The sequence below is a fragment of the Robertmurraya korlensis genome (genome assembly GCF_023715225.1).
Lineage (GTDB): Bacteria > Bacillota > Bacilli > Bacillales > Cytobacillaceae > Robertmurraya_A.
Genome location: NZ_JAMBNS010000001.1, coordinates 596,361 through 622,936 on the forward strand (window position 1 = coordinate 596,361; position 26,576 = coordinate 622,936).

The following is a 26,576-nucleotide window of genomic DNA, read 5'->3' on the forward strand; positions in this document are numbered from 1 at the left end:
AGAAAGATTTCGAATAGCCCTTCACTTTTTCGTGAGGGCTGTTTTCTAAACACAGTTACGTAATTAAAAGCTAGGGGGATTGTCCAATGGAAAAGGAAGTTAAGATTCTAGTTGTAGATGACGAGGAAAGAATTCGCCGTTTATTGAAAATGTACTTAGAGCGTGAAAATTATATGATTGATGAAGCAGAAGATGGAAATGAAGCATTGACGAAGGCGGTAAGCAATGACTATGATGTGATTCTTCTTGACTTAATGATGCCTGGTAAAGATGGTATTGAGGTTTGTCGTGAACTACGTGAAAAAAAGGCAACTCCTGTTATTATGCTTACGGCGAAAGGTGAAGAAGTGAACCGTGTCCAAGGATTTGAAGTAGGTACAGACGACTATATTGTCAAACCCTTTAGCCCAAGAGAAGTCGTTCTACGAGTAAAAGCGCTTCTACGTCGTTCATCTAGCACAAGCTATCTACACACAGAAACAACAGCTAAAGATGTGATTGTTTTTCCTCATTTAACCATTGATAATGATGCACACCGTGTTTTGGCAGATGGAAAAGAAGTGAGCCTTACACCAAAAGAATATGAGTTATTATATTTCTTAGCTAAAGCTCCAGATAAGGTGTTTGATCGTGAACAATTACTTAAAGAGGTTTGGCATTACGAGTTTTTTGGAGACTTACGAACGGTTGATACCCATGTAAAACGTTTGCGAGAAAAATTAAATAAAGTTTCTGAGCAAGCGGCTAGAATGATTGTGACTGTATGGGGTGTTGGCTATAAGTTCGAAGTAGTCAATGAATAATGTTTTGGCGTAGTGTTGTAGGAAAACTATGGTTCACTATTCTCCTGCTCGTCTCATTTGTCCTCTTTATCTTAACTGTTTTGTTACTAGAGTTTTTTGAGAATTATCATATAAACGAAACAGAGGGGAATTTGACTAATCTCGCTTCGAATATGGCTCATTTTGTAGAGGATCAGGAATTAGAGATAGGATTACAAATTTCATGGGAGCTACTGGATGATGTTACTGGGGCCATGGTGATTAAAAATGAGGATGAATTGTTTTATTCACCAGATATCCCAAAATCCTTAGAACTGCCGGTAAGTTTCTTTCTAGAAGATACAGAGTTATCCAAAGTTTTGGAACACCAGGAAGTGGCAAAAAAAATAGTTGAGATTCCTTTTTCTGATAACCAAGGAGACTCAAGTGTATTAATTATTGGAGTACCGATTACAAATCTGGATGGAGATAACGGTGCTGTTTATATTTTTCAATCATTACAAGCACTTGAAGAAACAACTGAATCAACAACGAAGTTTATCCTCTTAGCTGCTGGAATTGCGATAATATTAACTACTATCTTTGCTTTCTTCTTATTAACTCGTATTACAGCCCCACTAAGAAAAATGAGGGAGGCTGTTGTAGAGGCGGCAAGAGGAAAGTTCGATACAAAGGTTCCAATTCTTACAAGAGATGAAATAGGAGAACTAGCAACAGCTTTCAATCAGATGGGAAGGCAGTTAAAGTTTAATATGAATGCCTTAAGTCAGGAAAAAGAACAATTATCCAGTATCTTAAGTAGTATGGCTGATGGAGTAATCACGTTTAATCGGGATGGAACTATATTAATTACAAACCCCCCTGCTGAACGCTTTTTACAGCATTGGTATTTTACACTTGAAGGAAAATCTGTCCAGGCGGAAGCGGTTCCGCAGGATGTCATGGAACTTTTTCAATGGGCAGTAGACATGGAACAGGAACAAGTAGGGGAATTCTCTGTTCAAGGTCGTCATTGGGTGGTCATAGTTAGTCCTCTTTATAACAATACATTCATACGTGGTGCAGTGGCTGTTGTTCGAGATATGACGGAAGAGAGACAGCTTGACAAGCTTAGAAAAGATTTTATTGCGAATGTATCACACGAGCTGCGCACGCCTATTTCTATGCTTCAAGGATATAGTGAGGCAATTGTGGATGATATTGCTGAAACAACAGAAGAAAAGAAAGAAATGGCACGAGTGATTTACGATGAATCATTAAGAATGGGTCGTCTAGTCAACGAACTGTTAGATCTTGCCCGCATGGAGGCTGGACATATCCAACTAACTCATGATCACGTGGATATCGACTCCTATATTCAAAGAATCATTCGTAAGTTTCAAGGGCTTGCAAAAGAAAAGGAAATTCAGCTGCTTTACGAGCATGATCTAAAATACTCGACCATTGTGATGGATCCAGACCGTATTGAGCAGGTTCTAACTAATCTTATTGATAATGCCATTCGACATACACCAGAAGGCGGAACAGTTAAGTTAACTGCAAAAATCGATGATCAAAATTTCCATGTGGAAGTAAGTGATTCTGGTTCTGGAATTTCTGAAGAAGATCTCCCGTTTGTGTTCGAGCGTTTCTATAAAGCAGATAAAGCAAGAACAAGAGGAAGATCTGGTACCGGATTAGGATTGGCGATTGCACGGAATATTATTCAAGCCCACAAAGGTGATATTACGGTGCAAAGTAAATTAGACCATGGAACGACATTCAGCTTTCAAATTCCTCGAATAAGTGGATAATTTGCTAAAGAATGCCGAAAATTCTTGATTCACGGGAAACATGCCTTAATGAATAATGTTGGAAGGGAAGGATTTAAGTAAATAAATCCTTCCTTTTTATTTAGATAGATAATATATTTAAAGTGTAACTTTCTATACATAAAGAACGACTAATTAGATGAACGGGGAGGGGAACCCGGTGAACTCGATTTTTGACGAGTTGTACGAAAAATATCATCAAGATGTATTTCAGTTTTTGTTTTATATGGTGAAGAATCGAGAGCAAGCTGAGGATCTTGCTCAAGAGGTATATATAAGAGTTTTGAAGGCGTATAAAAACTTTGAAGGAAAAAGTAGTGAAAAGACATGGCTTTTTTCAATCGCTAGAAATGTAGCAATTGATTCATTCAGGAAGCAAAAAGGATGGAAGCAAAGAATCATTGAGAAATTTGATTGGTCAACGCAGCAAGTAAAGGATATGCACCCAATTCCGGAAGAGATTGCGATGCAAAGGGAAGAATATCAGTATATTTATCAATGCTTAGATCATTGTACAATTGATCAGCGTATCGTAATTATTATGAGGTATATTCAAGAGCTTTCAATCGCCGAAACCGCAGAAGCTTTAAGCTGGACTGAAAGTAAAGTGAAAACTACTCAACACCGTGCGTTAAAGGTCTTGAAGAAGGAAATGCAACAACTATTAGAAAAGGAGGGGAATCGATGAAAAAGATAAGTGATGAACAACTAGAAGAATGGTTACGAGAAATGCCAAAGCTTAAAGATCATCGTGATCCTCATGACATATACGAAAATATTTCAAAAAAGCTAGAGGAACGACCGAGGAAAACGTGGATTATTCCCTCGTTTGCAACCGCAGCAGCTGTATTGTTAGTAGCTATTCTCTCCTTTAATTTATTTGATGGAGCAAGCGTCAACCACTCTGCAGATAAAAGCCTGAAAGAGGAAGCTGCAATTGAGCAAAAGACTTCTTTACAAAAAGAAGAATCTAGTGTCGAAAATGAAGCAAGGACGGATGTAGGTAACGAAGAAAACTCCACTGAAATGAATGATATTACATTTCAAGCGACCGAGGACTCAACAACTGCCGTATATGCTGAGGATTTAGGAGCAATGCAGGTATTTACATTAGCTATACCAGACAGCGAAGGACAAAATATAATTCCTGTAAGTTTATTAGTTGAAACTACAGATTTATCGGATAAACTAAGTCGATTGGAAGAAGCTATGGCAAGCATGGACGAGGAAGAATGGGGACTAGGTGATTATTATCCGTTAGAGGCTGACCTAGCAGTGGATGAAGCAAGTAGTACATTAAATGTCGATGTATTTGCCAATCATCCATATCAATTTGGAAGTACTACACAAGTTATATTTGAAAATGCTATTCAACAACTGCTGAATTCTCTACAATTAAATCAAGCAATATTTACAACGAATAAGATTGAAAAAGGGATAACCCTAAGCAATGACGTATTAACTTCTATTACCAAAACAGAACCAAGAAATCGTCCTTTTTATCTTTTTTACACCAATGATATACCATACCTTGTTCCATATTCAGAATCATATTCTACAATTGAAGAAGCTTTTGAAGCAATGAAAACAAATATAGATACACATAATCTAAGAGCGCCATTATTGGTTGATCAAATAAGTGAAGTTGCTATAGATGAAACCAATAAGAGTGTAGTCATTACATTTAATAAAGAGATAAACATAGAGGATACACCTGAAACCACACAATCGATTGAAGCCATTCTTTTAACCGTAAAGAGCTTTGGATATGAAAAAGTGAAATTTAATAATGCACCGATTGATTATGTCGGAAGATTTGCATTACAAGAAGAAATCCAAGTACCAATCGCAGCAAATAAAAAATCTATCGACTAAAAACAGAGGAGATCAGCATCATTTGCTGATCTTTTTCTATTTTTATGTATAAAAGAAAACACTTCGTCCAAATAATAACAAATGTGTTTTTATTAATCGCTCGCTTTTTAATAGTGACGATATATAAAAGGAGGCTGCTTCCTTAGTTGTACTTTTTAGATAGAGGTCTTTTTTTAGACATGCTGTCATAGAGTGAGAAAGGAGAGTACAATAACAAGGAGGAAAAAAATGCGAGACTACATAAAACGTTTTTTGATTGCGGGTTTAATGGCATTATGTGTCACATTGCTATTTCTCGGAGGAAAACACTCTCAAGCAAGTATGAATATTAGTCAGGAGACTGCTGACTGGATTTGGCCGGCTGATGGAATGATCACCGATACATACGGAACAAGAAAAGGAAGCCACAAAGGAATCGACATAGCATCTTCACTAGGTACACCCATTTTCTCCGTTGATGGCGGAGTCGTTACTAAATCTTACTATTCGGGTTCATATGGACATGTTATATTCGTAAAACATCAAAATAATATTGAAACAGTTTATGCTCATTTAAAAGCAAGATTCGTGAACGCTGGAGATACAGTAGCAGCAGGTCAACAGCTTGGCGAAATGGGAAGCACTGGTGACTCGTCAGGTGTCCACTTGCACTTTGAAGTTCATCTCAACGAATGGACGGTTGATAAAAGAAATGCTGTTAATCCAGTGTTAGCATTAGGTGAGGTGAAAGTGGGACAAGAAGTAGCGGTTCAAAAAAGGGAAGAAGACTCAAGTGTACTAGAGACAGTTGCCAAAACGAGACTATATGAAGGACACGGAAAAACTTATCAGGCAAATGAAGAATCGGAGAGCGTTGTGTTGTCTGCGGAAAAAGTAGAATCAAACATTACCCATACGGTTAAAACTGGGGAAACGCTATCGTCTATAGCAGAACAATATAATATAAGTATCACTGCCATACAGTCTGCCAACCATCTTACTAGCGATACGATAGTTGTCAATCAAACGCTAACAATTGACCCATCATATACAAATAAATATGTTGTCCAGGAAGGCGATACTCTTGAAGAGATTGCACATAAAACCGGTAAGTCTGTCCAGCAGTTAAAACAGGTGAATCAGTTACAAAATGATATGATCATACCAAGACAAGTATTGCAATTAGAATAATATGAATTGCCATTGCGACAGTCTATGAATCGGTATATAATAGAAAGAAAATTCAAAAAGAGGCTGGTTGGATGTTAACAGATTATCATAATCATTTGGAAACAGGGACATTAACGTTAGATTATTTAAAGAAATTTACGGATGAGGCAAAGGCGAAGGGAATCGGGCAATTTGGAATTTCTGAGCATGCTTATCATTTCTATCAAACAGCAGATATTCTTCAAAATCCATGGGTAAATGAACGTAGATACTATGATATGAAAGACTATGTGAATTTGTTTCATGAGGCATGGAGTCATGAGATCGACGTAAAAATGTCAATTGAAATGGATTACACTCCTGGAAAACATGCGGAAATGGAAGCTTTTATTAAAAGCTATGATTTCGATTATGTAATTGGTTCGATTCATTGGGTAGATGACTTTGGGATTGATTTAAAGGAATATATTCATGAATGGGAAAAGCGTGATTTGCACGAAGTCTATCGAAATTACTTTCAACAGGTCGTTACATTAGCAGAGTCAAATCTATTTGATATTGTAGGTCATTTGGATTTAGTAAAAATCTTTAAATACATACCAAAAGAAGAAGAGTTTTTACTAGAGCAATATGATAAGGCTACAACAGCACTAGCGAACTCAAAAACCTGCGTCGAAATTAGCACAGCTGGTTTACGTAAGCCCATTGGCGAATTGTATCCTGACAAACGATTATTGCAGATGTGCTACGATAAAAAGATACCAATCGTATTGTCATCAGATGCCCATTTTCCAGAGCACGTGGGTGCTGATTATGATCAGGCACTGGTGCTTGCAAAAGAGGTAGGGTATAAAGAAATTATGACGTTTTCCAAAGGAGAGCGTAAAATACATCCGCTAGGATAAGAAAAAGATCGGAGGGATAATCCTCCGATCTTTTTTATAGGTTGATTCGATTAATCGACACGATATCTTCAACCGCTGCTAGAGTAGTGATCTGTTGATCGTCTAATGGCTTATCAAATGATAGAACCATAATCGCTTCTCCACCAGCTTGCTTTCTTCCCACTTGCATGGTTGCAATATTGACCTCTTGATCACCTAGGATCTTACCAACTCTACCAACGACACCTGGTCGGTCCATATGCTGAATATATAGCATATTTCCTTCAGGTAGGAAGTCGATTACAAAGTCATTTAAATACACTATTCTTGGTCCATAATGCTCAATAAAGGTACCTCTTACCGTAAACTGATGGTTTTCTGTTTTGGCTGTGACAGTGATGCTATTTGCATATCCAAAAGTATTCGTTGATATTTTCTCACCGATGGTTATTCCTCTTTCTTTGGCAGCGAGTAACGCATTTACTTCATTGACGTTCACGTCTATTCTGTTTTTAAAAAATCCAGAAAGGACTGCTTTTGTTAAATAGGATGTTTCAAGATCAGTTACTGTGCCAGAGTAAGTAATAGAGATTTCATTTACTCCTTGTTTCATGCACTGTGATAAAATAGTTCCGATTTGTTTAGATAACTGGTGGAAGGGTTTGATCTTTTCAAAAATATCTTTAGACATTGCTGGTAGGTTAATAGAGTTTAACACCGGCTTGCCTTCAAAATACATACGAACTTCTTTAGCGACCTGTGTAGCAACATTAAGCTGAGCTTCCTTCGTAGACGCACCTAAATGTGGTGTGACGATCACATTATCAAACTTAAATAACGGATGTTCTCCAGGTGGTTCTACTTCAAATACATCGATAGCAGCTCCGGCTACATGACCATTGCCAACAAACTTCGCTAAAGCTTGTTCATCGATAATTCCCCCACGTGCACAATTAAGGAAGTAGACACCTTTCTTCGTTTTACTTAATGTTTCTTCGTTAATGAGTCCTTTAGTTTCTGGTGTTAATGGAGTGTGAACAGTAATAATATCTGCCTCTGCCAATACTTCATCTAAACTACCATGAGAAACACCTAGCTTTATTGCACGCTCTTTGGTTAAGAAAGGATCGTATACTTTTACATTCATACCGAACACTTTTGCTCTTTTAGCTAATTCAGACCCAATACGGCCCATACCAACGATACCAAGAGTCTTTCCAAATAGTTCAGTTCCGATAAATGCATTTCGTTTCCACTCAAGATTTTTAACCGATTGATGGGCTTGTGGGATTTTTCTCATTAAGGATGCCATCATGGCAAAAGTATGCTCAGCAGTAGAAATCGTATTTCCATCTGGAGCGTTTACGACGATGATTCCTCGTTTCGTAGCCGCATTCACGTCGATATTGTCAACACCAACACCAGCACGTGCAATAATTTTTAATTGAGGCATTTTCTCGAGCAGTTCTTCTGTAACAGTTGTAGCACTTCGAACTAGAAGCGCATCAATTTTTTCTAAATCTACTTCTGGATCATTAATTTTTTTCTGAATTAAAGTTACTTCATGAAAATCTAATAAGGGAGAAAGTCCTTCCTCATTTATTGCGTCGGCTACTAAAATTTGAAACATTCAAAACACCTGCCCAATTATCAATTTTCTGATTATTTTACAAAACGAACATTTATCTGTCAATGGACAAAAACGTTCAGATCGAATCATGTAAACGCTTTAATGCTTTAAAGTCACGATTTTGTTATATTTTTTAACAAAAAGCGCAAACTTTTAAGTTTGCGCTAAACATACTACATTTTTGAATTGAATAGATCGGTAAGAACAGGCACGATTTGTTTTTTACGTGATACAACACCTTTTAAAACGGCTTTGTTGTTTTCTAATGTTACTCCGTATGCTTCTTCAACAGCTGATCGAGCATTTCCTAATGCAAGAGCAGTTGAATCATTTGTTAAGATATCTGTTACAACAAATAAGAACAGGTCTAGACCTTTTTCTGAGATAATGGTTGATAACGCTTCTTCTAGTTCAGATTGTCTTGAGTATACGTCGTTAATATCAACTGCATTCACTTGAGCAATTTCTACTTTACTTGCTCCCATTTGGAATTCTTTTGCGTCAAGGGATACAAGCTGCTGAATGGATTTGTCGCTTAAATCTGCGCCAGCCTTAAGCATGTCCAAGCCATAGCTTTCAGCATCTACACCAGCAATTTCAGCTAATTCTTTTGCTGCGGCTACATCTTCAGCTGTACATGTAGGGGACTTGAATAATAGTGAATCAGAGATAATTGCAGAAAGCATAAGACCGGCAATCTCTGGGCGAATTTGAACATTATTTTCTTTATAAAGCTTGTTTAGAATAGTTGCCGTACAACCAACAGGCTCACAGCGGTAGTAAAGTGGGTCGCTCGTTTCGAAATTTGCAATTCGGTGATGGTCAATTACTTCTAGAACACGAACTTGGTCAATATCACTTACACTTTGTTGTCTTTCGTTGTGATCAACTAGAATAACGCTGTTCACTTCACCAGCAACTGTTTCAACTAGTCTAGGAGCTTCTGATTTGAACGTATCAAGAGCAAATTGTGTTTCACCACTTACTTCTCCTAATCGAACCGCCTCCACATCCATACCAAGAGCTTTTTTTAATTCTGCATAAGCGATAGCTGAACAAATTGTGTCAGTATCAGGATTTTTATGACCAAAAATAAGAACTTTTTCCATGATTATCTCCTTTTAAATTAATCAATATCGTATGTACATATACTTTAATAATTTAACACAAATACAAAAGAAGAACAAAAAATAATTCGCCGAGAATGCAAACTTCTTCACAAAAAATAATTTCTAAGCTATAATTATGTGGAAAATATAATATTGGTCTATCTTCGGGGCAGGGTGTAATTCCCGACCGGCGGTAATGAGTGTAAACTCTAAGCCCGCGAGCCTGATTTTTGGGCAGGATTTGGTGCGATTCCAAAGCCGACAGTAAAGTCTGGATGGGAGAAGATGGAGGTTCTGCAGACGTTTAAAAATGAGAGTTTTGAACGTTTATTAAGCGTGACTTCTATAACATCTCCCTCAAGCGACTCGCTTGGGGTTTATTTGTTAATGAGGTGCGTGATGCTGAACCTTTCTTCTTTAGGTGAGATGGATCCTAAAAAAGGAGAGAGGGAAATGAAAAGTTTTAACGTAAGAACACTTGTATTGATTGGAATGTTAAGTAGCATCTCGTATGTATTAATGCTTCTTAATTTTCCACTGCCACCTTTTCCACAGTTTTTAATGGTGGATTTTAGTGATGTGCCAGCTTTGATTGGTGCTCTAATACTCGGGCCAGTAGCTGGAATTTTGATTGAACTTCTTAAAAACGTACTTGATTACTTTTTAACAGGAAGTGCTACGGGAGTTCCTGTGGGGCATGTTGCTAATTTTGTAGCAGGAATACTGTTTATTTTGCCAACATACTACATTTATGAAAAAGTGAAATCTTCAAAAGGAATGACAGTTGGTTTAATAGTAGGTACCATATCTATGGCAGTTCTAATGAGTGTGCTTAACTATTTCATTATTTTGCCTGCGTATACATTTTTCTTGAATACGCCTGCTATGTCAGGGGAAGAAACGAGACAAATGATTGTTACGGCTATACTTCCATTTAACTTTGTTAAAGGGATTTTAATATCAGTTATTTTTATGCTTTTATTTGCAAGAATGGGAACATGGATGAACAAACAAAAAGTACAAAGCAGAGCAGCATAGTTACAAAAAAAAGCAACGGCGAAGCCGTTGCTTTTACTTATTTACTATTCGAATTTAAGTGCGTCTCCATCAAATGCCTCATCAGCCACTTTAATAGAATCTGTTGGGCAGCCTTCAAACGCATCCATCATATCGTCTAATAGGACGTCTGGAATTTCAACGATACCTTGGTTATCGTCAAGTGTAACGAATGCAATGCCTTCATCATCGTAATCGTAAATGTCAGGTGCAGCTGCTCCGCAAGCACCACATGCAATGCAAGTTTCTTTGTCTACAATTGTGTATTTTGCCATGTAAAATACCTCCCAAAAAATTAAACAAGTATATTTTATCATTCCCAAAAAGCATTAGGAATGCATCCCTCATATCTTATTGTAAAACTGAATGGTCAACATTTCAATAGAAAAAGTATTGAGAATGCTTATCATATAAGGGTTTGACTTTAATGGCATTTTTTATTCATTAAATGCGACTCATTTCATGCTACAATAATAGACATAAAAATACAAAAAAACCTACGTAGCGAAGGTGAAGTAAATTGATAAATATTCTTGAACAGGTCGTTCTATATTGTTTATCAAAACTAGGTAAAGAACGTAGCAGCTCAAGTGTGTTTCACTTATTAAATGGTAAAAAATCATCTCAAACCATACAGGACTCATATCTTTTTCAATTAGATTGTTTTTTTCATACAGCGCATCATTTAACAAGAGATCAATACGAGATCATTATAAGCAAACTAATAAAACATGAATTTATGTATATATCTAGCGACCAGCAGATTGTCATTAGCGAAAGTGGACAACTTTTGATTAAAAAAATGTATTCAATGTATCCATTCTTGAAAAACTTGCAAGGAGGAAAATATCACAATTGTATGCAATTTTGGGAAAGATTATCTTTACTCATTCAAGTATGCTCTAATCAAGTCAATAAACAAACAAGCTATATACCCGTTCAGAAAAGTAAAGATACTCAAAATTGGATTAAGCATTTGTTCTCAACATCTGTAGGAAACAGCAAAGACTTTCCTCATCAGTTGCTACAGGAATTACAGGCATTATTGGAGTCTTCAGAACTAGAGGTTGACCCAAGCGTATTAGTTGCCAGGTTTTCGGGATTTCAATCAATTGGGTTAACGGAAATGCAAACGATAGAAATGCTTGGGATTGAAGAGAACAGCTACCGATTTCAATTTCAAGCCTTGCTTCATTATTTAATGAGGACAATTGAGGAAAACCCAACAGCCTATCCTTTGTTAGCTAGAATGGCAGTTACAGATGAGCTTCATCAACTAACAGCTTCAGCCAAAAAAACATTCGAATTAATAAAGAAAGGAAAAGGAATTGTAGAAATCGGCCGAATCAGAAAACTAAAAGAAAGTACGATTCAAGATCATATAGTTGAGATTGCCCTTTTCGTTAACGGGTTTAATATTGACCGATTTGTTGAGGAGCCGCTTCAGGAAAGGATTAAAGAGGCGGTTCAAAAAGCATCGTCAAAGCAGTTAAGGAAAATACGAGAAATAATAGATGTAGATTATTTCCAAATTCGATTAGTGATTGCGAAATTTGGTGACCTACTATGATGCTAGAGCAGAAATTAAAAACACATTTTGGATATGAGCAATTTAAAATAGGGCAAAAAGAGATTATTGAAGCATTACTACAAGGAAAGAATGTCCTAGCAATGCTCCCAACCGGAACTGGTAAGTCACTTTGTTATCAACTTCCCGCTTATCTTATGGAAGGCGTAGTCGTAGTAGTTACCCCATTGCTCTCATTGATGCAGGACCAAGTTGAACAGATGATGGCTCGCGGTGAAAAACGAGTAGTAGCGATCAATTCTTTTCTAGAACGCGAGGAGAGAGGCAGTGTATTTGGTCGTTTGCATACGTATAAGTTTATTTATATCTCACCTGAAATGCTAATGAATGAATTTGTTGTTTCACAGCTAAATAAGTTAGTAATCAGCCTATTTGTGGTAGATGAGGCACATTGTATTTCACAGTGGGGGTATGATTTTAGACCTGATTACTTAAAGTTAGGTGACATTCGTGAAGCACTTGGAAGTCCTCAAACGATCGCTTTGACAGCCACAGCCGATCAAGAGGTTCGGTCAGATATTGTAAGAACATTAAAGCTAGAGGGGTGGGAGGAGTTTGTTTCCTCCGTTGACCGTCCCAACATTAAAATGGTCGTAGACTATATCCATGATACTAGGGAAAAGCTAGATAAGCTGTTAGAGTGGGTATCTTTTTTACAAGGTCCAGGGATTATCTATTTTTCTAGTAAAAAATTAGCCGAGGAAGTAGCGGTTATGCTACGAGACAGTGGCGTTCCAAGATCAATGGCGTATCACGGTGGGCTTGACCAGGAGAGTAGAATTCTTATTCAGCAGCAATTTATTAAAGGGCAGCTTGATGTAATTTGTGCAACTAGCGCTTTCGGAATGGGAATCAATAAAGAAAATGTTCGGTTTGTGATTCATTTCCATATGCCTTTACAGCTAGAGTCTTACTTACAGGAGATCGGCAGAGCGGGAAGGGATGGAGAGAATAGCATTTCCATTCTTTTGTACTCTCCTTATGATGAACAACTTCCCTACCAACTAGCTGAAGGAGAACTTCCCACAGAATTTCAAATTCGCTGGCTGTTTCAACATTTTGGAGACCAACTGCTTTGTGAGTGGGAAGAAATGGAGGAAACCATTCGACAAATTGGGGGATTTACGGATACTTCCTGGAGATTAACAAAGGATTTTCTCCGTAGTCTATCTAACAGTATGGATCTAAAGATAGAGGAAGAACGGTTTATAGAATATGTTGATAATAGAAAAAAGCTTAAAAGGAAAAAGATAGTGGAGATGTTGAACTGGATTCAGTCCAAGGAGTGTAAGCGCAAGAAAGTTCTTTCTTATTTTGGAGAAGTGACCCACGGGAACGTTGACGATTGTTGTTCTGTGTGTGGAATTGTTTACGATCACTACAAAATCAAGTGTACAGAGGTAGTAGAGTATACGCCTTTTCAGTGGAGGGATTACTTGAGGGGCTTGCTAACGAAGAGTGGGACAAGTTATGAATAATAAATATGCAGAGTTGATTGACGAACTATCAGATAAGGAATTGTTAAAACATCTATACATGACACAAGTCATACTTGTGGTCCTTTCTTTAGTTATAGGGTATTTTTTATTTGACAGCTGGAAGTCCTTTCTGGGACTCTTTGACTGGAACGACCCTTTCATCTGGTGGGTAGGTGTTCCTGCAGGATTCCTTATCGTTTGTGTTGATGCTATGTTTATGAAATTTCTCCCCTCCTCTTATTATGACGATGGAGGGCTAAATGAGAAATTGTTCTCTAACAGAAAAGGATGGGAAATTCTCTTTATTGCAGCAATTGTTGCCACAAGTGAAGAGATTCTATTTCGAGGGATTATACAAACTCATTTTGGATTAATTGTTTCTAGCATTATATTTGCTGTAATCCATTATCGCTATCTATTTAATTGGTTTCTCTTTTTAAATATCATTCTGCTCAGTTTTTTTATCGGAGTTATATACGAGTGGACTGGAAATCTCCTAGTGACAATTATGATGCATTTTGTTATTGATGCGTTATTGGGATTTATGATCAAAAGAAAAGAGAGGATAAGAGAGGAACGTGAAAGAAATGAATAAAGAAGAGCCTATAAGAGATCAAGCAGAAAAACTTCGGAAAAGAATGAAGGATGTTGATCTAAAAGTAGATTCGACACAAGACGGAGAGACTGCCGTTTCAAATGAAAAGCTTCCCCCAAGGAGTAGAGTTCATAAACAAAAACAATTGAAAAAAAAGACAAAAATAAAAGTGAAGTATCCTCTTTTACGCTTGCTAGGTATGTTTTTTATCTTACTACCAATCGTGATTTTTAGCATTTATACGTATAATGACTCACAAAAATCATCGGTTAGTACCACCGTTGAAGAAAGTAAGGGAGCAGAAGCTGTTTATTATACAGATGTTGAAGAGGAGGTAGCGGAAGAGGAGAAAGAAAAAGCGGAATCTGAAGAAATCGCAGTCGATAAGAATGTGGAAGCAGAATCAGGTACAGTTGAAGAATCAGCCAAAGCGGAGCAGGCAAAACCAAGCGAAACTGCTCAAGAAACAACAACTACTCCAGAAAGTACAACTAACTCAACTACAAAAGCAGAACCAGTTGATCAAACCGTTGTTTACCATAAAGTTCAACCAGGAGAAACCGTGTTTAGACTGGCCATGAAGTATTATAAATCACAATCTGGTATTGATATTATTAAGAAAGCAAATTCTTTGTCATCAAACGAAATAACGGTAGGGCAAACCTTAACTATACCGCTAAGTAAGTAATTGAGCTGGGCCAATTAAATGGCTGAGCTCTTTTTTTTGATTCATCATAAAACAACGGACATGTTCATATTTATTTGATAAGGGGAGGGTAAAATAATGGAATCTGAAATTTTATTATTGGACGATCGAACGGATCAGGCTACTAGGCAAATGTTACAGAAAGTAATAGATAAAAAAAGGAAATTTGATAAATTAAAGCTTCGTCATTTATTTGTGATGTGGACGACCATTTTTCTCTGCTTTATATATTTTTACTATCTTTATAAAGTAGTACTTACTCCTTACTCTTATTCTTTTGCAGCCATGTTTTCAGTATTTGTTGATCAATCAAGTAATCTCTATATGCTAGTCATTATTGTTGGATTATATGGGTTTATGAATTTACTTCGAGAAAAGCGTGAGAAAGCTGAAAAGGAATATCATGCACTACGCTGTGAAATCATTGATAAAAGTAAGGACCTTTGGAAAAAAGAAGATGAGTGGAAAAATCGTCACAAAGTATTTGAAATGATGAAGAAAAATTTTGACATAAACCTTTATCATGAAAGTAAGTAGGGCTTGATGAAAAAGGATTCTTTGCCCTTATTGTCGAATAAAATATGGAAGACATTTACTCTTTCCTGAGGTGATTGACATGTTCGTAAAAAGTATTATGATACCAAAGCATCATTGTCATGTTGTTTCTTATCAAGACTCTCTGCTAAGTGCGCTTACTAAGCTTGAGGAAGAACAAATTGATGGGTTGCCCGTGTTAGATGGACAAACTTATGTAGGAACGGTTACAAGATACAGCATTTATGAAAATTACTTTAAAAGTCAGCTAACAAAAGATGAGTATTTAACAAATACAACTGTCTCACAAATTGCCACACATCAAGATCGCTTTCTGGAAGGAAATGAAATCTTTGAGAATTTATTGTTAGATTTGAAGGATTACCCTTTATTGTCGGTAGTTGATGAAAATCGAAAATTCTTAGGGGTTGTCACTCGCTCCGATGTTTTAGAGCAATTCGGTTCAGCGTTTGGTGTACATCGCTCAGGAATTCGTATAGCATTTACCTCTGTAGAAACAGAGGGCAGGATTGCAAAACTAGCAGAAATTGCTCATCAATTTCATGAGCAAATTATTTCATTAGTAACTTTTGATGAAACGGATAAATTGGTTCGAAGAATTGTCTTGAAAATTGAAAAAAATAATAATGTTGATAAGTTTGTAAAAAAGCTAGAGGATTTTGGATTTCGTATTTTAAACATACATGAAGATTAATTGTAGGATAACTGTGTAACAAGATTGATTCCTCTCATACATTGTTTATGGGAGGGATTTTTATGTATGTGAAGAAACTCATGAAACTTTTGAGCGGATATATATGTGGATTGTTATTTATTGTATGGATACCCATCCATTTTCCAAATAATTTATCAGATATTATTGTAGAGGTTGTATTGAGTCCTGTTCCTTTTATTGCTTCTATTTTAGCGTTTTTTATTGGGTTTTTAATAAATGCTGACTTAATTAAGAACGGAATAGAAATGATGGTAGTTAGCAGGTGGAGGGGGAAGTTGTTAAAGCTTGAATGTCTTTTCCTTTTTTTTGTGTGTTTAAGTTTTTATTTCCTATCAATCGTCTCTCTTTGGCCAGCTGTTGCTTTTTTTTGTTTCTCATTGCTTTATGGTATGATTTCATTAGATTACGAGCTTCTTCGTGAAAGTAAAGAATAATATAATGTGGAGGATATATGGAGTTCCTATTTTATACGTTTGTTTTGGTAGTCATCTCTCTTCTTGTTTTTATGTACAAAGAGGCATTTCGAAATAAAGTTCAAACCCATCATTTTACTTTTTCAGAGTTTCCTAAGAGCTTTGGTGAACTAAAGCTTTTTTTTATATCGGATATTCATAAGCGTCTTATCTCCGACGAAATCATACAGGATGTGAAAGCGAAAGGACAGGTAGACCTAGTCATCATTGGTGGTGATCTTCTTGAAAAAGGAGTTGATTTTCAAAAGGTAAGAAAAAATCTTTCCCTTCTTAAACAGTTGGGACCATTGTATTTTGTTTGGGGTAATAATGATTACGAGGTTGACTACCATGAGCTTGATGCTTTGCTTCTTGATAACGGAGTGAAGATATTAGATAACACAGCGGTTTCCTTTGAATCAGAGGCAGGGGAAGTGATGGTCCTTCTAGGAGTGGATGACCTTCAATTAAAGAGGGATCGGTTGGACTTAGCACTACAGGATGCCCAGGAGGAAGGTTTTCGTATACTCGTAAGCCATAATCCTAGAATTACGGAAAAAATACAGGTACAAGACAGGATTGGGTTAGTGTTGAGTGGTCATACTCATGGAGGTCAAATCAGACTATTTGGGTTTGGACCTTATGAGTTAGGAGGATATCACCAATTAAAAAATACCTCCCTTCTTGTAAGTAATGGCTATGGAACGACAGCTGTGCCACTAAGGCTAGGAGCAAGAGCTGAAACGCATGTTATTTCTATTTCCAATAAAAATCAAGAGTGAGTGGCAGCCTATACAAAGTTTACACAATTTTTATATGAACTGTATAATGTGAGTAAGTTACGAGTTATACGGAGGAAAGACAATGGTGACAGAAGAAGGAAAATATAATATAAAAGCAGTCTCAAAAATGTTAGGAATTCAAGCAGGAACGCTACGTGCTTGGGAAAGGCGCTATCAGATGGTAGCGCCAAAAAGAAACGAGTCGGGTCATCGTCTATACACAGAGGAACATGTAAAGGTATTAAGATGGCTTCAAGACAAAGTGAATAAAGGCTTTACCATTAGTCAAGCTGTTACGTTACTTGAAAACAATGAGGTTGAAGAACATGAAGGTCACCTTCATGTTCAAACAGGTGGAGACCAATCAAGTGCCATGGCGGACAAGTTACTTCAATCACTACTTGCCTTTGATGAAAAAACGGCACATGATCTCATTAACCAAGCGTTTAGTTTGTTTACAGTAGATAAGGTAATGGTAGATATTTTGGGCACATTGCTAGTGAAAATTGGTGACTTATGGGAAAATTCTAAGATTACTACCGCACATGAACACTTTGCCTCATCTATACTCCGATCAAGAATTGGTATGATTCTGCACTCCTTTCCGCATAATCCGATGATGCCAAAGGCCATCGCAGTTTGTGGGCCAGGTGAGTGGCATGAACTTGGCCTACTTATCTATACATTATTTTTAAGACGTAAAGGATTTGAGGTCATTTATTTGGGAGCAAGTATAGCTGAGAAAGATATCGATGAGGTGATTAAAATTGTAAAGCCAAAATTTATCTTCTTTTCCTGTACCATGAAGGAAAATGTTAGCGGAACGCTACAACTCACAGAGAAATTAATAAAGAACTACGAAGACATACATATTGGATTAGGTGGGTTTGCATTTGATACCATTTCTGAAAAAGAAAAGGTCAAATATCATGAACACATTATTGGTGCGTCTCGTAATGAGTGGGAAAGTTGGTTAAAAAATAGAATGTAAGAAGGAATATCGATTAGACAATTCACCTTCCTGCAAGAATTTCATACACTAAACAAACAGTTGTTCACAGCAGGGGGCTTTATAATGCGCTTAGAACGATTAACATACAATAAAATTAAAATTTTTTTAACTACGGATGATTTATCAGAAAGAGGATTAACAAAAGAGGATATTTGGAAAGATTCGTTAAAGTGGCATCAATTGTTCCATGAAATGCTTGAAGAAGCAAGTGAACAATTTGATGTGGATATACAAGGAACGGTTGCGGTAGAAATCTTTACGATGCATACCCAGGGTATGGTCATGATTGTCACAATGGATGAGGAAGAAGAAGATAACTCTCTCATGGATTCCTATTATGATTTACAGGTAAGTGTAAAGGAAAAGCAGGACCTGATTTATGAATTTACCAATTTTGAGTTTGTAATTCAAGTATCCCATCAGCTTAAGGTACTCGGCTTTACTGGTGGTAGCTTATATGTAATGGATGACAGATATTATTTTTGTATAGAAAATGTAGAGGACTGTAACTTAATGTTAGTGGCAGTTGTTCTATCTGAGTACTCAAACCCTACTCTTGAAAGTATTCATCGGATAAAGGAGTATGGGAAAACAGTGATTGATCAGAAAGCGGTTGAGACAATTGTCCATTACTTTAAGTAATGGATTGTCTCTGCCGTTTTTTTTCTAAAAGAATATCTTGAGGCGAAAAACAGACACTAGTAAATAGTATTCAAGTAGAAGGTGGAACGCCCCATTTTAGGCTAATTAGGGACGGGTAAAAATACAGAAAATTCCCTAAATAACAACAATGGTAGCGTTTTCAAAAAATATTGTAAAAATGTCAAAAAATTTTCATTTATTATTGCATAAATTACCTAAAAGTGTATACTATGTCATGAATGGGACAACATTGTTAGTGATTTTAGGAGGGTAAAATAGTGGCCGAAAAAGGGACTACAAACATAAACCATGAAGAAAAGCTTGATGTGCTAAGATCAACTCAAACCGTTATTCACAGTGCATTAGAAAAGCTTGGCTACCCTGAAGAAGTATATGAACTATTAAAAGAACCAATGAGAATGTTAACAGTAAAAATCCCAGTAAGGATGGATGATGGGTCAGTAAAAATATTTACTGGGTATCGTGCACAACACAATGATGCTGTTGGACCTACAAAAGGCGGAATTCGTTTCCATCCAGGTGTAACAGAAAAGGAAGTAAAGGCACTTTCTATTTGGATGAGCTTAAAATGTGGAATCGTTGACTTACCATATGGTGGTGGTAAGGGAGGCATTGTATGTGACCCGCGCGATATGTCATTTCGTGAATTAGAACGCTTAAGTCGAGGCTACGTTAGAGCAATCAGTCAGATTGTTGGACCAACCAAAGATATCCCTGCACCAGATGTGTTTACAAATTCACAGATTATGGCTTGGATGATGGATGAGTATAGTCGAATAGATGAATTTAATTCTCCAGGATTTATTACTGGAAAACCACTCGTATTAGGTGGTTCACATGGTAGGGAATCGGCAACAGCAAAAGGTGTAACGATTTGTATAAGAGAAGCTGCTGCGAAGAAAGGTATTAATATTGAAGGTGCGCGCGTAGTTGTCCAGGGATTTGGAAACGCAGGTAGCTATCTATCAAAGTTTATGCATGATGCAGGTGCAAAAGTAGTGGGTATCTCCGATGCTTATGGAGCATTACATGATCCAAATGGATTGGATATCGATTATTTATTGGATAGACGTGATAGCTTTGGAACCGTTACAAAACTATTTAATAATACGATTACTAATAAAGAGTTGCTTGAATTAGAGTGTGACATTTTGGTTCCTGCAGCCATTGAGAATCAAATCACAGAAGAGAACGCCCATAATATCCGCGCGAAGATTGTTGTTGAAGCAGCTAATGGTCCAACGACACTCGAAGCGACTAAGATATTAACGGATAGAGGAATATTACTTGTACCAGATGTGCTTGCCTCTGCGGGTGGAGTTACTGTTTCTTATTTTGAGTGGGTACAAAATAATCAAGGGTATTACTGGACGGAAGAAGAAGTGGAAGAAAAATTAGAAAAGGTTATGTGTAAATCTTTTAATAATATATATGACACTGCACAAACAAGACGCGTTGATATGCGCTTGGCAGCATATATGGTTGGTGTAAGGAAAATGGCTGAAGCATCAAGATTTAGAGGATGGATTTAATGATTTATATTTGAAAAGCAATAAAAAATCTCCTATCATAAAATGATGGAGATTTTTTTGTTTAGGAGAGAGAGCGATGCAAATAGAAGATGCAATAATAATTGGTGGAGGACCGTGTGGTTTATCAGCGGCAATCGCATTGACAAAAGTAGGGAAGAATCCACTTATTATTGAAAAGGGAAATATAGTGAATGCGATTTATCATTATCCTACACACCAAACATTTTTCAGTACGAGTGAGAAGTTAGAGATTGGAGAAGTTCCTTTTTTAACAGAAGAATACAAACCAAGAAGAAATCAAGCGTTGGTCTATTATCGGGAAGTAGTAAAAAGGAAAGGTTTACGGGTTCATCCGTTTGAAAAAGTAACAAGTGTGAAAAAAGAAGCAAATGTGTTTATCGTACGTACCGATAAAAAGGAGTACGCTACAAGATATGTCATTGTAGCAACTGGTTATTATGATCATCCAAATTTAATGGGTATTCCAGGTGAGGGTTTACCAAAGGTTTCTCATTATTTCAAGGAGGCACACCCCTATTTTGATCAGGATATCGTTGTCGTTGGAGGAAAGAACTCAAGTGTTGACGCTACGATAGAGCTTGTAAAAGCAGGTGCAAGAGTTACCGTCATTTATCGTGGAAAAGAATATTCTCCTTCTATTAAACCATGGATTCTTCCTGAATTTGATTCACTCGTTCGAAATGGTGTTGTAAAGATGGAATTTGAAGCAGAATTAAAAGAAATTGAATTTGATCAAGTCACTTATCTCAAGCATGGCAAAGAATATGTCATAAAAAACGATTTTGTTTTTGCTATGACCGGTTATCATCCAGATCATAGTTTTCTTGCTCAAATGGGTATAGAAATTGATCAAGACACTGGAAGGCCAAGGTATAATGGAGAAACAATGGAAAGCAATATTGATGGCGTTTATATTGCAGGTGTATTGGCGGCGGGAAACAATGCGAATGAAATTTTTATTGAAAATGGTCGCTTCCACGGAGAGCAAATAGCTCGATCAATAGCTAATAAAGAATCGTAAGAAATACCGGGCAAATGGTTGCCCGGTATTTCTTATTGAAACATTTGATCCAGTTTGTTTATATCAGTAGTTGTTTCTAGAGCAATCATTAATTTAATTCTAGCCTTCTGCCCATTAAGACCTTTAGAGAAAATGACGCCTAAATCCTTAAATTGTTTTCCTCCGCCCTCATAGCTATAGACATCTTCCGCGAGTCCGTTAAAGCATCTTGAAACAAATACAACGGGTATTTTGTTTTCAAGCAGAAGCTTGATACCATGAATAGTAGCTGGAGGTAGATTTCCTTGTCCTAAGGCCTCGATGACAACTCCGTCAAAATGTAAATCGTTTATCGCATAAAGAAGGGAGGAATCCATTCCGGCATGAGCTTTAATTAATACCACACGTTTAGAAATGTTCTCCACATGATACATTTCTCTTTTCTTTGGTGAGTGGTGAAAGAAAACTCCTCTCTTTGTCACAGTCCCAATGGGTCCATATTGCGGACTTTGAAAGGTAGATACATTGCTTGTATGAGTCTTTGTTACATTTACTGCTGTGTGTATTTCGTCGTTTAACACCACTAGAACTCCATTGTCAACTGCTTCTTCACTATTTGCTACTTTTAATGCTGAAAGTAAATTATATAGACCGTCTGAACCTATTTCGTTACTTGACCTCATTGCCCCTGTCAAAACAATGGGTATGCTTGTCCGAATCGTTAAATCTAAGAAATAGGCGGTTTCCTCTAAAGTATCAGTGCCGTGTGTAATCACAACTCCGTTAATTTTATCTTCCTTTATATAAGATTCAATCATTGTTTTTAATTGCAACATTTCTTTTGCCGTAATATGGGGGGAGGGGAGCTGGAAAGGCTCCTCAATGATTAAATTCGCAACGGATAAAAGCTCTTTTGTTTTTTCAACAATTGGATTTTTTTCGCCCGGTTTTACAGCTCCTGTTTCCGTATCCTCACTCATTGCTATCGTCCCGCCTGTGTGGATAACTAGTAGATTTTTCATAAGAACCTCCTGTTCAATCTGCATGTTAAAATCATACCTATACGAAAGCCGCTTCGTCTACATGTAACATCAAAAATATAGATTTTCTTTCTTAAGAACTCATGATACGATGGAAGAAACGAATGGAAAAGAGGATAGCAAATGCTAGGGATTTTTTCTGCTGGGATAGCTCCTGGCTTAGCTCTTCTTAGTTATTTCTACTTAAGGGATGAGTACGGGTCGGAACCAATCTCAGTGGTATTACGTACATTTATATACGGTGCGCTGCTTGTATTTCCAATTATGTTTATTCAATATGTGATTGACGTAGAGCATTTAGTGGTTTCAGATTTTTTAAACGCCTTCTTTACTACAGGGTTTTTGGAAGAATTTTTCAAGTGGTTTATACTTTTTTATGCCATTTATCAACATATTGAATTTGACGAACCATACGATGGAATTGTATATGGTACCTCGGTAGCACTAGGATTCGCAACAAGTGAAAATATATTGTATTTGTTGGCAAATGGGGTCGAGCACGCTGTGGGCCGTGCATTATTACCTGTTTCAAGTCATGCACTTTTTGGTGTGTTAATGGGATACTATTTAGGAAAAGGGAAATTTACGAAAGAGAAAAAAGGGAAATGGCTCCTTTTTTCACTGTTTCTTCCTGTCTTTTTTCACGGTTTATATGATTATATTTTAATATCCTTTGAATACTGGCTCATCTTTATTTTGCCGTTTATGATTTTTTTATGGTGGCTTGCTCTCCGTAAAGTGAAGAGTGCGAGACACTTGAGCGGAATAAAGGCTACTAATGATGATATACACATTCAAAACCCCCTTCAATTATAAAATTGAGGGGGTTTTGTTTGTCTTTTGATTCTAATTAAAGAAGTTTCTAGTAGCTTTTTGCATAAAAAACCAACCTCTACAAAAAATAGGATTAATGTTAATAAGATTTACATCTGGGGGTTGCAAACGATGAACAAAAAAATTTTATTAATGAAAGTTGCTACAATCTTCTTTTTAACACAAGTTATTTTCCCCTTTACAACAAAGGTGGATCAGGTTGATGCCTTCACCAATCAAGTAATTCAACAAGGGGCAGTAGGTGAAGATGTTATTGAACTTCAATCACGTCTTCAGTACATCGGTTTTTATAATGGGAAAATTGACGGTGTATTTGGATGGAAGACGTATTGGGCTCTAAGAAACTTTCAGTACGAATTTGGAATGCCGATCGATGGACTTGCTGGACCATCAACAAAGCAAAAATTAGTAAAAGCCACAAAGTACAATGAACAATTTGTTAAGGAACAAATAAATAATGGAAATAAATTTACTCACTATGGTGGAGTAGATTTAGCAAAGCAAAAGAAGCCTAACCCGAAAGTAAATAAGACACAGACGAATAAGAATCAAGGAACGGCAACAGCAAAAAAACCAACAACAAAAACTCAAGCAAAAACTCCAGCTGCACAACAACCGCAACAAAATACAACTGCTAAACAAAGCAAACAAAATACAACAGCAGCTAAGAAGCCGCAAAATAATAATACGGCCGCAAAGAAACCTGCTGCACCACAAGCGAATACTGGAAATCAAGCTGGCCCGAAAGCAACTGCTGCAACTCCACCAAAAAAACCTACAGCAGCAAATGTACCAAGTGGGTTTTCACAGAATGATATTCAGTTAATGGCAAATGCTGTTTATGGAGAAGCAAGGGGAGAACCTTATATTGGTCAAGTAGCGGTGGCTGCTGTCATATTAAACAGGGTGCAAAGTGCTACATTTCCTAATACGGTTTCAGGTGTGATTTTTGAGCCAAGAGCGTTTACTGCTGTTGCAGATGGGCAGATTTGGCTAACTCCAAATGAGAACGCAAAAAAAGCGGTTCTAGACGCAATGAACGGTTGGGATCCGACTGGTAATGCCATCTATTATTTTAACCCTGACACGGCGACAAGTGGATGGATTTGGTCTAGGCCACAAATTAAGCGCATCGGAAAGCATATATTCTGTAAATAGGGGTGAGGTCGAATTGATTAGAACAATCTTAATAGGTGTTTTGGTGCTCGGGGTAGCAGGAACGGCTTTTTGGGGCTACCAAGAGCATCGTGAAAAAAATGCTGTACTCATTAATGCTGAGAACAACTATCAAAGAGCGTTTCATGATCTAAGCTATCAGGTAGATTTACTGAATAATAAAATAGGAACCACATTAGCTATGAATTCTAGGGAATCATTATCACCTTCTTTAGCAGAGGTTTGGAAAATAACATCTGATGCTCATAGTGATGTTGGTCAACTACCATTAACTCTACTACCTTTCAACAAGACGGAGGAGTTTCTTGCGAAAATAGGTGATTTTAGTTACCGGACTGCAATTAGAGATTTAGAAAAAGAGCCACTAACTGATAAAGAGTACCAATCATTGCAGGACCTGTATAAGCAGTCAGCAGAGATACAAGGTGAATTGCGAAAGGTACAGCATATGGTGTTAGAAAATAACTTACGCTGGATGGATGTTGAACTGGCTCTAGCAGCATCAGAAGAACCCTTAGATAATACGATTATTGATGGCTTTAAGACCGTTGAGAAAACGGTTGAAGGATATGGAGACACAGATTTTGGACCTGCATTTGTATCTTTAAGTCAAAAAGAAGACAACGAGTTTAAATACTTGCAAGGAAAACAAGTAAAAGAAGAAGAAGCCGTCCAAATAGCAAAAAAATATGCAGCCTTTGGAAATGATGTAGCTATAAAGGTTACGGAAAGCGGGAAAGGTGCAAATACTGGGTTTTATAGCATTTCTGTACAAAAGAAGGGTACGAATGAAGAAGCAAATATGGATGTCACGAAAAAAGGTGGTTTTCCAATTTGGTTTATCTATTCTCGTGATGTGAAAGAGCAAAAAATTAGTCTAAATGATGCAAGTACGAAAGCGATTCAATTCTTAAAGGATACAGGATTTGAAAACTTAGATCTGTTTGAAAGTACACAGTACGATAATATTGGAGTATTTACCTTTGTTACAAATGAAAAAAATGTTAGAGTATATCCTGATGCTATTAATGTAAAGGTAGCATTGGATAATGGAAATATTTTAGGCTTTTCTGCAGATGATTATTTACGCTCTCACCATGTAAGAGATATTCCTAAGCCAACTCTATCGGTGGAAGACGCACAAAAGAAAATAAACCCAAGTGTTAAGGTGATGGAAAATAGACAATCGATCATTATTAACGATATGAACGAAGAAGTACTGTGTTATGAATTCATGGGTACACTTGGTGATGACACGTATCGTATTTTCATTAACGCGGATAGCGGGATCGAAGAAAAGGTCGATAAGCTAGAGAATGCCGAGGAAGTATATGAGGATGTTGTCTAAGGAAAAGCGTACGCTTTTCCTTTTTTTTATATTCGTATTGCGTCAATGAAGGGGTTCATGTCATAATTTGTGGTGACAAGTTTTGACAGGATGTGTGATCGTATGTTGAAAATAGGCACTGTAATTATGCTTGAGTTAAAATATGGAGATAAACTAGATAAGTTTAAGTGTAAGGTTGTAGAACAAAAGGAAAATCAAATTTATATCGATTATCCAATCAATATGGCAACAGAGAGAACGGTTTTTCTAATTGATGGGACACAGTTAAAAGGTTCATTTGTCTCTCAGGACAATAACTCGGTCTTTTTATTTGAATCTGAGGTACTAGGTAGAACCAAGCAGAATATTCCTATGCTTATTCTTTCTTATCCTGGTGACGAGCACTTGGTAAAGATACAAAGACGTCAATACGTAAGGGTCGAAACGACTGCAGACGTGGCAGTACATGCTACAAATTCAGAGTTTAAGCCATTTACGACTGTTACAGATGATATAAGTGCAGGCGGTGCAGCGATCCTTATTAACGATAAACATGGAATCCTCGCTGGTCAAACCCTTCGATTATGGATGGTACTTTCTATGCAAAGCGGAGAAGTTCATTATTTACAAGTGAAGAGTAAAGTAGTAAGACTTATTCCTTTAGATGACAGCCGTATGAAGGCATCGTTACAATTTGTTGATATGAGTCCACAGGACCGTCAATTGTTGCTTCGTTTTAGCTTTGATCGTCAGTTGCTTATGAAGAAGAAGGGGCTTGAATCTTGAATAAAATGGCCATAAATT

The 26,576-nt window shown here is 37.0% G+C and carries 27 protein-coding genes and 1 riboswitch; of the genes, 23 read left to right on the forward strand and 4 right to left on the reverse strand.

From position 1 onward, the window contains the following. Positions 1-86: 86 nt before the first annotated feature. From M3175_RS03240 to M3175_RS03265, 6 genes are all read left to right on the forward strand, one after another. The gene (locus M3175_RS03240; RefSeq protein ID WP_251514597.1) at positions 87-803 is read left to right on the forward strand and encodes a response regulator transcription factor; all 717 of its coding nucleotides are present in this window, start codon (positions 87-89) and stop codon (positions 801-803) included. Then, the gene (locus M3175_RS03245) at positions 800-2,575 is read left to right on the forward strand and encodes an ATP-binding protein (protein ID WP_251515283.1); all 1,776 of its coding nucleotides are present in this window, start codon (positions 800-802) and stop codon (positions 2,573-2,575) included. Before M3175_RS03240 ends, M3175_RS03245 begins: the two co-directional genes overlap by 4 nt. 178 nt (positions 2,576-2,753) lie before the next feature. Next, complete coding sequence (gene sigX, locus M3175_RS03250; protein WP_251514598.1) at positions 2,754-3,281, forward strand: RNA polymerase sigma factor SigX; 528 nt, start codon at positions 2,754-2,756, stop codon at positions 3,279-3,281. Then, complete coding sequence (locus M3175_RS03255; protein ID WP_251514600.1) at positions 3,278-4,468, forward strand: RsiX family anti-sigma factor; 1,191 nt, start codon at positions 3,278-3,280, stop codon at positions 4,466-4,468. The genes sigX and M3175_RS03255 overlap by 4 nt, the downstream gene beginning before the upstream one ends. 228 nt (positions 4,469-4,696) lie before the next feature. Next, positions 4,697-5,638, forward strand: coding sequence for a peptidoglycan DD-metalloendopeptidase family protein (locus M3175_RS03260; RefSeq protein WP_251514602.1), 942 nt, complete (start codon positions 4,697-4,699; stop codon positions 5,636-5,638). A 71-nt stretch (positions 5,639-5,709) separates the two neighbouring features. Beyond that, positions 5,710-6,522, forward strand: coding sequence for a histidinol-phosphatase HisJ family protein (locus M3175_RS03265; RefSeq protein ID WP_251514604.1), 813 nt, complete (start codon positions 5,710-5,712; stop codon positions 6,520-6,522). Positions 6,523-6,556: 34 nt separating this feature from the next. Here the strand turns inward: M3175_RS03265 and serA are convergent, their stop codons facing one another. Further along, positions 6,557-8,131, reverse strand: a complete 1,575-nt coding sequence (serA, locus tag M3175_RS03270; protein WP_251514606.1) for a phosphoglycerate dehydrogenase — start codon at positions 8,129-8,131, stop codon at positions 6,557-6,559. 173 nt (positions 8,132-8,304) lie between these two features. Beyond that, a complete protein-coding gene (locus tag M3175_RS03275; protein WP_251514608.1) occupies positions 8,305-9,240 on the reverse strand; it encodes a manganese-dependent inorganic pyrophosphatase in 936 nt (311 codons plus the stop codon). Between the two features lie 156 nt (positions 9,241-9,396). Further along, a riboswitch (FMN riboswitch) is annotated at positions 9,397-9,531 on the forward strand. A 162-nt stretch (positions 9,532-9,693) separates the two neighbouring features. Between M3175_RS03275 and M3175_RS03280 the strand changes: the two genes are divergently transcribed. Then, on the forward strand, positions 9,694-10,278 hold the full coding sequence (locus tag M3175_RS03280; RefSeq protein WP_251514609.1) for an ECF transporter S component: 585 nt from the start codon (positions 9,694-9,696) through the stop codon (positions 10,276-10,278). A 44-nt stretch (positions 10,279-10,322) separates the two neighbouring features. Here M3175_RS03280 and M3175_RS03285 read toward each other — a convergent pair whose 3' ends face one another. Continuing rightward, positions 10,323-10,571 (reverse strand): ferredoxin, encoded by a 249-nt coding sequence (locus M3175_RS03285; protein WP_066047499.1) that lies wholly within the window; start codon positions 10,569-10,571, stop codon positions 10,323-10,325. 245 nt (positions 10,572-10,816) lie between these two features. Here M3175_RS03285 and M3175_RS03290 point away from each other — a divergent pair, with 245 nt between their 5' ends. The 12 genes from M3175_RS03290 to M3175_RS03345 all read left to right on the forward strand — a co-directional run bounded on the left by M3175_RS03290 (position 10,817) and on the right by M3175_RS03345 (position 21,416). Beyond that, the gene (locus tag M3175_RS03290; protein WP_251514611.1) at positions 10,817-11,866 is read left to right on the forward strand and encodes a YpbB family protein; all 1,050 of its coding nucleotides are present in this window, start codon (positions 10,817-10,819) and stop codon (positions 11,864-11,866) included. Then, the gene (locus M3175_RS03295; RefSeq protein ID WP_251514613.1) at positions 11,863-13,362 is read left to right on the forward strand and encodes a RecQ family ATP-dependent DNA helicase; all 1,500 of its coding nucleotides are present in this window, start codon (positions 11,863-11,865) and stop codon (positions 13,360-13,362) included. The genes M3175_RS03290 and M3175_RS03295 overlap by 4 nt, the downstream gene beginning before the upstream one ends. After that, positions 13,355-13,957: a CPBP family intramembrane glutamic endopeptidase gene (locus M3175_RS03300; protein ID WP_251514615.1), complete on the forward strand. Its 603-nt coding sequence runs from the start codon at positions 13,355-13,357 to the stop codon at positions 13,955-13,957. Before M3175_RS03295 ends, M3175_RS03300 begins: the two co-directional genes overlap by 8 nt. After that, positions 13,950-14,645: a LysM peptidoglycan-binding domain-containing protein gene (locus M3175_RS03305; protein WP_251514617.1), complete on the forward strand. Its 696-nt coding sequence runs from the start codon at positions 13,950-13,952 to the stop codon at positions 14,643-14,645. The genes M3175_RS03300 and M3175_RS03305 overlap by 8 nt, the downstream gene beginning before the upstream one ends. 96 nt (positions 14,646-14,741) lie before the next feature. Continuing rightward, positions 14,742-15,200, forward strand: coding sequence for a YpbF family protein (locus tag M3175_RS03310; RefSeq protein ID WP_251514619.1), 459 nt, complete (start codon positions 14,742-14,744; stop codon positions 15,198-15,200). A 79-nt stretch (positions 15,201-15,279) separates the two neighbouring features. Then, positions 15,280-15,912, forward strand: a complete 633-nt coding sequence (locus tag M3175_RS03315; protein ID WP_251514621.1) for a CBS domain-containing protein — start codon at positions 15,280-15,282, stop codon at positions 15,910-15,912. A gap of 62 nt (positions 15,913-15,974) precedes the next feature. Further along, positions 15,975-16,367, forward strand: a complete 393-nt coding sequence (locus M3175_RS03320) for a hypothetical protein (protein ID WP_251514623.1) — start codon at positions 15,975-15,977, stop codon at positions 16,365-16,367. Positions 16,368-16,384: 17 nt separating this feature from the next. Next, entirely contained in the window at positions 16,385-17,167 is a 783-nt protein-coding gene (locus M3175_RS03325; RefSeq protein WP_251514625.1) for a metallophosphoesterase, read from the forward strand. A gap of 82 nt (positions 17,168-17,249) precedes the next feature. Further along, entirely contained in the window at positions 17,250-18,158 is a 909-nt protein-coding gene (locus M3175_RS03330; protein WP_251514627.1) for a MerR family transcriptional regulator, read from the forward strand. An 84-nt stretch (positions 18,159-18,242) separates the two neighbouring features. After that, a complete protein-coding gene (locus M3175_RS03335; RefSeq protein WP_251514629.1) occupies positions 18,243-18,821 on the forward strand; it encodes a genetic competence negative regulator in 579 nt (192 codons plus the stop codon). A gap of 275 nt (positions 18,822-19,096) precedes the next feature. Further along, positions 19,097-20,374, forward strand: coding sequence for a Glu/Leu/Phe/Val family dehydrogenase (locus M3175_RS03340; protein WP_251515286.1), 1,278 nt, complete (start codon positions 19,097-19,099; stop codon positions 20,372-20,374). 76 nt (positions 20,375-20,450) lie between these two features. Continuing rightward, a complete protein-coding gene (locus tag M3175_RS03345) occupies positions 20,451-21,416 on the forward strand; it encodes a YpdA family putative bacillithiol disulfide reductase (protein WP_251514631.1) in 966 nt (321 codons plus the stop codon). Positions 21,417-21,448: 32 nt separating this feature from the next. Here M3175_RS03345 and M3175_RS03350 read toward each other — a convergent pair whose 3' ends face one another. Continuing rightward, on the reverse strand, positions 21,449-22,417 hold the full coding sequence (locus M3175_RS03350; protein WP_251514633.1) for an asparaginase: 969 nt from the start codon (positions 22,415-22,417) through the stop codon (positions 21,449-21,451). A gap of 141 nt (positions 22,418-22,558) precedes the next feature. Between M3175_RS03350 and prsW the strand changes: the two genes are divergently transcribed. From prsW to M3175_RS03370, 4 genes are all read left to right on the forward strand, one after another. Continuing rightward, a complete protein-coding gene (prsW, locus tag M3175_RS03355) occupies positions 22,559-23,251 on the forward strand; it encodes a glutamic-type intramembrane protease PrsW (protein WP_251514635.1) in 693 nt (230 codons plus the stop codon). A gap of 129 nt (positions 23,252-23,380) precedes the next feature. Next, positions 23,381-24,427, forward strand: a complete 1,047-nt coding sequence (gene sleB, locus M3175_RS03360; protein ID WP_251514637.1) for a spore cortex-lytic enzyme — start codon at positions 23,381-23,383, stop codon at positions 24,425-24,427. Positions 24,428-24,440: 13 nt separating this feature from the next. Further along, positions 24,441-25,793: a germination protein YpeB gene (gene ypeB, locus M3175_RS03365; protein ID WP_251514639.1), complete on the forward strand. Its 1,353-nt coding sequence runs from the start codon at positions 24,441-24,443 to the stop codon at positions 25,791-25,793. 102 nt (positions 25,794-25,895) lie between these two features. Further along, positions 25,896-26,558, forward strand: a complete 663-nt coding sequence (locus M3175_RS03370; protein WP_251514641.1) for a flagellar brake protein — start codon at positions 25,896-25,898, stop codon at positions 26,556-26,558. The last annotated feature ends 18 nt before the right edge of the window (positions 26,559-26,576 follow it).

Excerpts from the sequence above, each read along its gene's own strand:
- M3175_RS03240 (WP_251514597.1), top strand. The coding sequence starts at position 87 with ATGGAAAAGGAAGTTAAGATTCTAGTTGTAGATGACGAGGAAAGAATT.
- M3175_RS03295 (WP_251514613.1), top strand. The coding sequence starts at position 11,863 with ATGATGCTAGAGCAGAAATTAAAAACACATTTTGGATATGAGCAATTT.
- M3175_RS03350 (WP_251514633.1), bottom strand. The coding sequence starts at position 22,417 with ATGAAAAATCTACTAGTTATCCACACAGGCGGGACGATAGCAATGAGT.
- M3175_RS03335 (WP_251514629.1), top strand. The coding sequence starts at position 18,243 with ATGCGCTTAGAACGATTAACATACAATAAAATTAAAATTTTTTTAACT.
- M3175_RS03305 (WP_251514617.1), top strand. The coding sequence starts at position 13,950 with ATGAATAAAGAAGAGCCTATAAGAGATCAAGCAGAAAAACTTCGGAAA.
- M3175_RS03285 (WP_066047499.1), bottom strand. The coding sequence starts at position 10,571 with ATGGCAAAATACACAATTGTAGACAAAGAAACTTGCATTGCATGTGGT.
- M3175_RS03345 (WP_251514631.1), top strand. The coding sequence starts at position 20,451 with ATGCAAATAGAAGATGCAATAATAATTGGTGGAGGACCGTGTGGTTTA.
- M3175_RS03275 (WP_251514608.1), bottom strand. The coding sequence starts at position 9,240 with ATGGAAAAAGTTCTTATTTTTGGTCATAAAAATCCTGATACTGACACA.
- M3175_RS03330 (WP_251514627.1), top strand. The coding sequence starts at position 17,250 with ATGGTGACAGAAGAAGGAAAATATAATATAAAAGCAGTCTCAAAAATG.
- M3175_RS03255 (WP_251514600.1), top strand. The coding sequence starts at position 3,278 with ATGAAAAAGATAAGTGATGAACAACTAGAAGAATGGTTACGAGAAATG.
- sleB (WP_251514637.1), top strand. The coding sequence starts at position 23,381 with ATGAACAAAAAAATTTTATTAATGAAAGTTGCTACAATCTTCTTTTTA.
- prsW (WP_251514635.1), top strand. The coding sequence starts at position 22,559 with ATGCTAGGGATTTTTTCTGCTGGGATAGCTCCTGGCTTAGCTCTTCTT.
- M3175_RS03325 (WP_251514625.1), top strand. The coding sequence starts at position 16,385 with ATGGAGTTCCTATTTTATACGTTTGTTTTGGTAGTCATCTCTCTTCTT.
- M3175_RS03370 (WP_251514641.1), top strand. The coding sequence starts at position 25,896 with ATGTTGAAAATAGGCACTGTAATTATGCTTGAGTTAAAATATGGAGAT.
- M3175_RS03315 (WP_251514621.1), top strand. The coding sequence starts at position 15,280 with ATGTTCGTAAAAAGTATTATGATACCAAAGCATCATTGTCATGTTGTT.
- M3175_RS03310 (WP_251514619.1), top strand. The coding sequence starts at position 14,742 with ATGGAATCTGAAATTTTATTATTGGACGATCGAACGGATCAGGCTACT.
- serA (WP_251514606.1), bottom strand. The coding sequence starts at position 8,131 with ATGTTTCAAATTTTAGTAGCCGACGCAATAAATGAGGAAGGACTTTCT.
- M3175_RS03260 (WP_251514602.1), top strand. The coding sequence starts at position 4,697 with ATGCGAGACTACATAAAACGTTTTTTGATTGCGGGTTTAATGGCATTA.
- M3175_RS03265 (WP_251514604.1), top strand. The coding sequence starts at position 5,710 with ATGTTAACAGATTATCATAATCATTTGGAAACAGGGACATTAACGTTA.
- M3175_RS03280 (WP_251514609.1), top strand. The coding sequence starts at position 9,694 with ATGAAAAGTTTTAACGTAAGAACACTTGTATTGATTGGAATGTTAAGT.
- M3175_RS03300 (WP_251514615.1), top strand. The coding sequence starts at position 13,355 with ATGAATAATAAATATGCAGAGTTGATTGACGAACTATCAGATAAGGAA.
- M3175_RS03320 (WP_251514623.1), top strand. The coding sequence starts at position 15,975 with ATGTATGTGAAGAAACTCATGAAACTTTTGAGCGGATATATATGTGGA.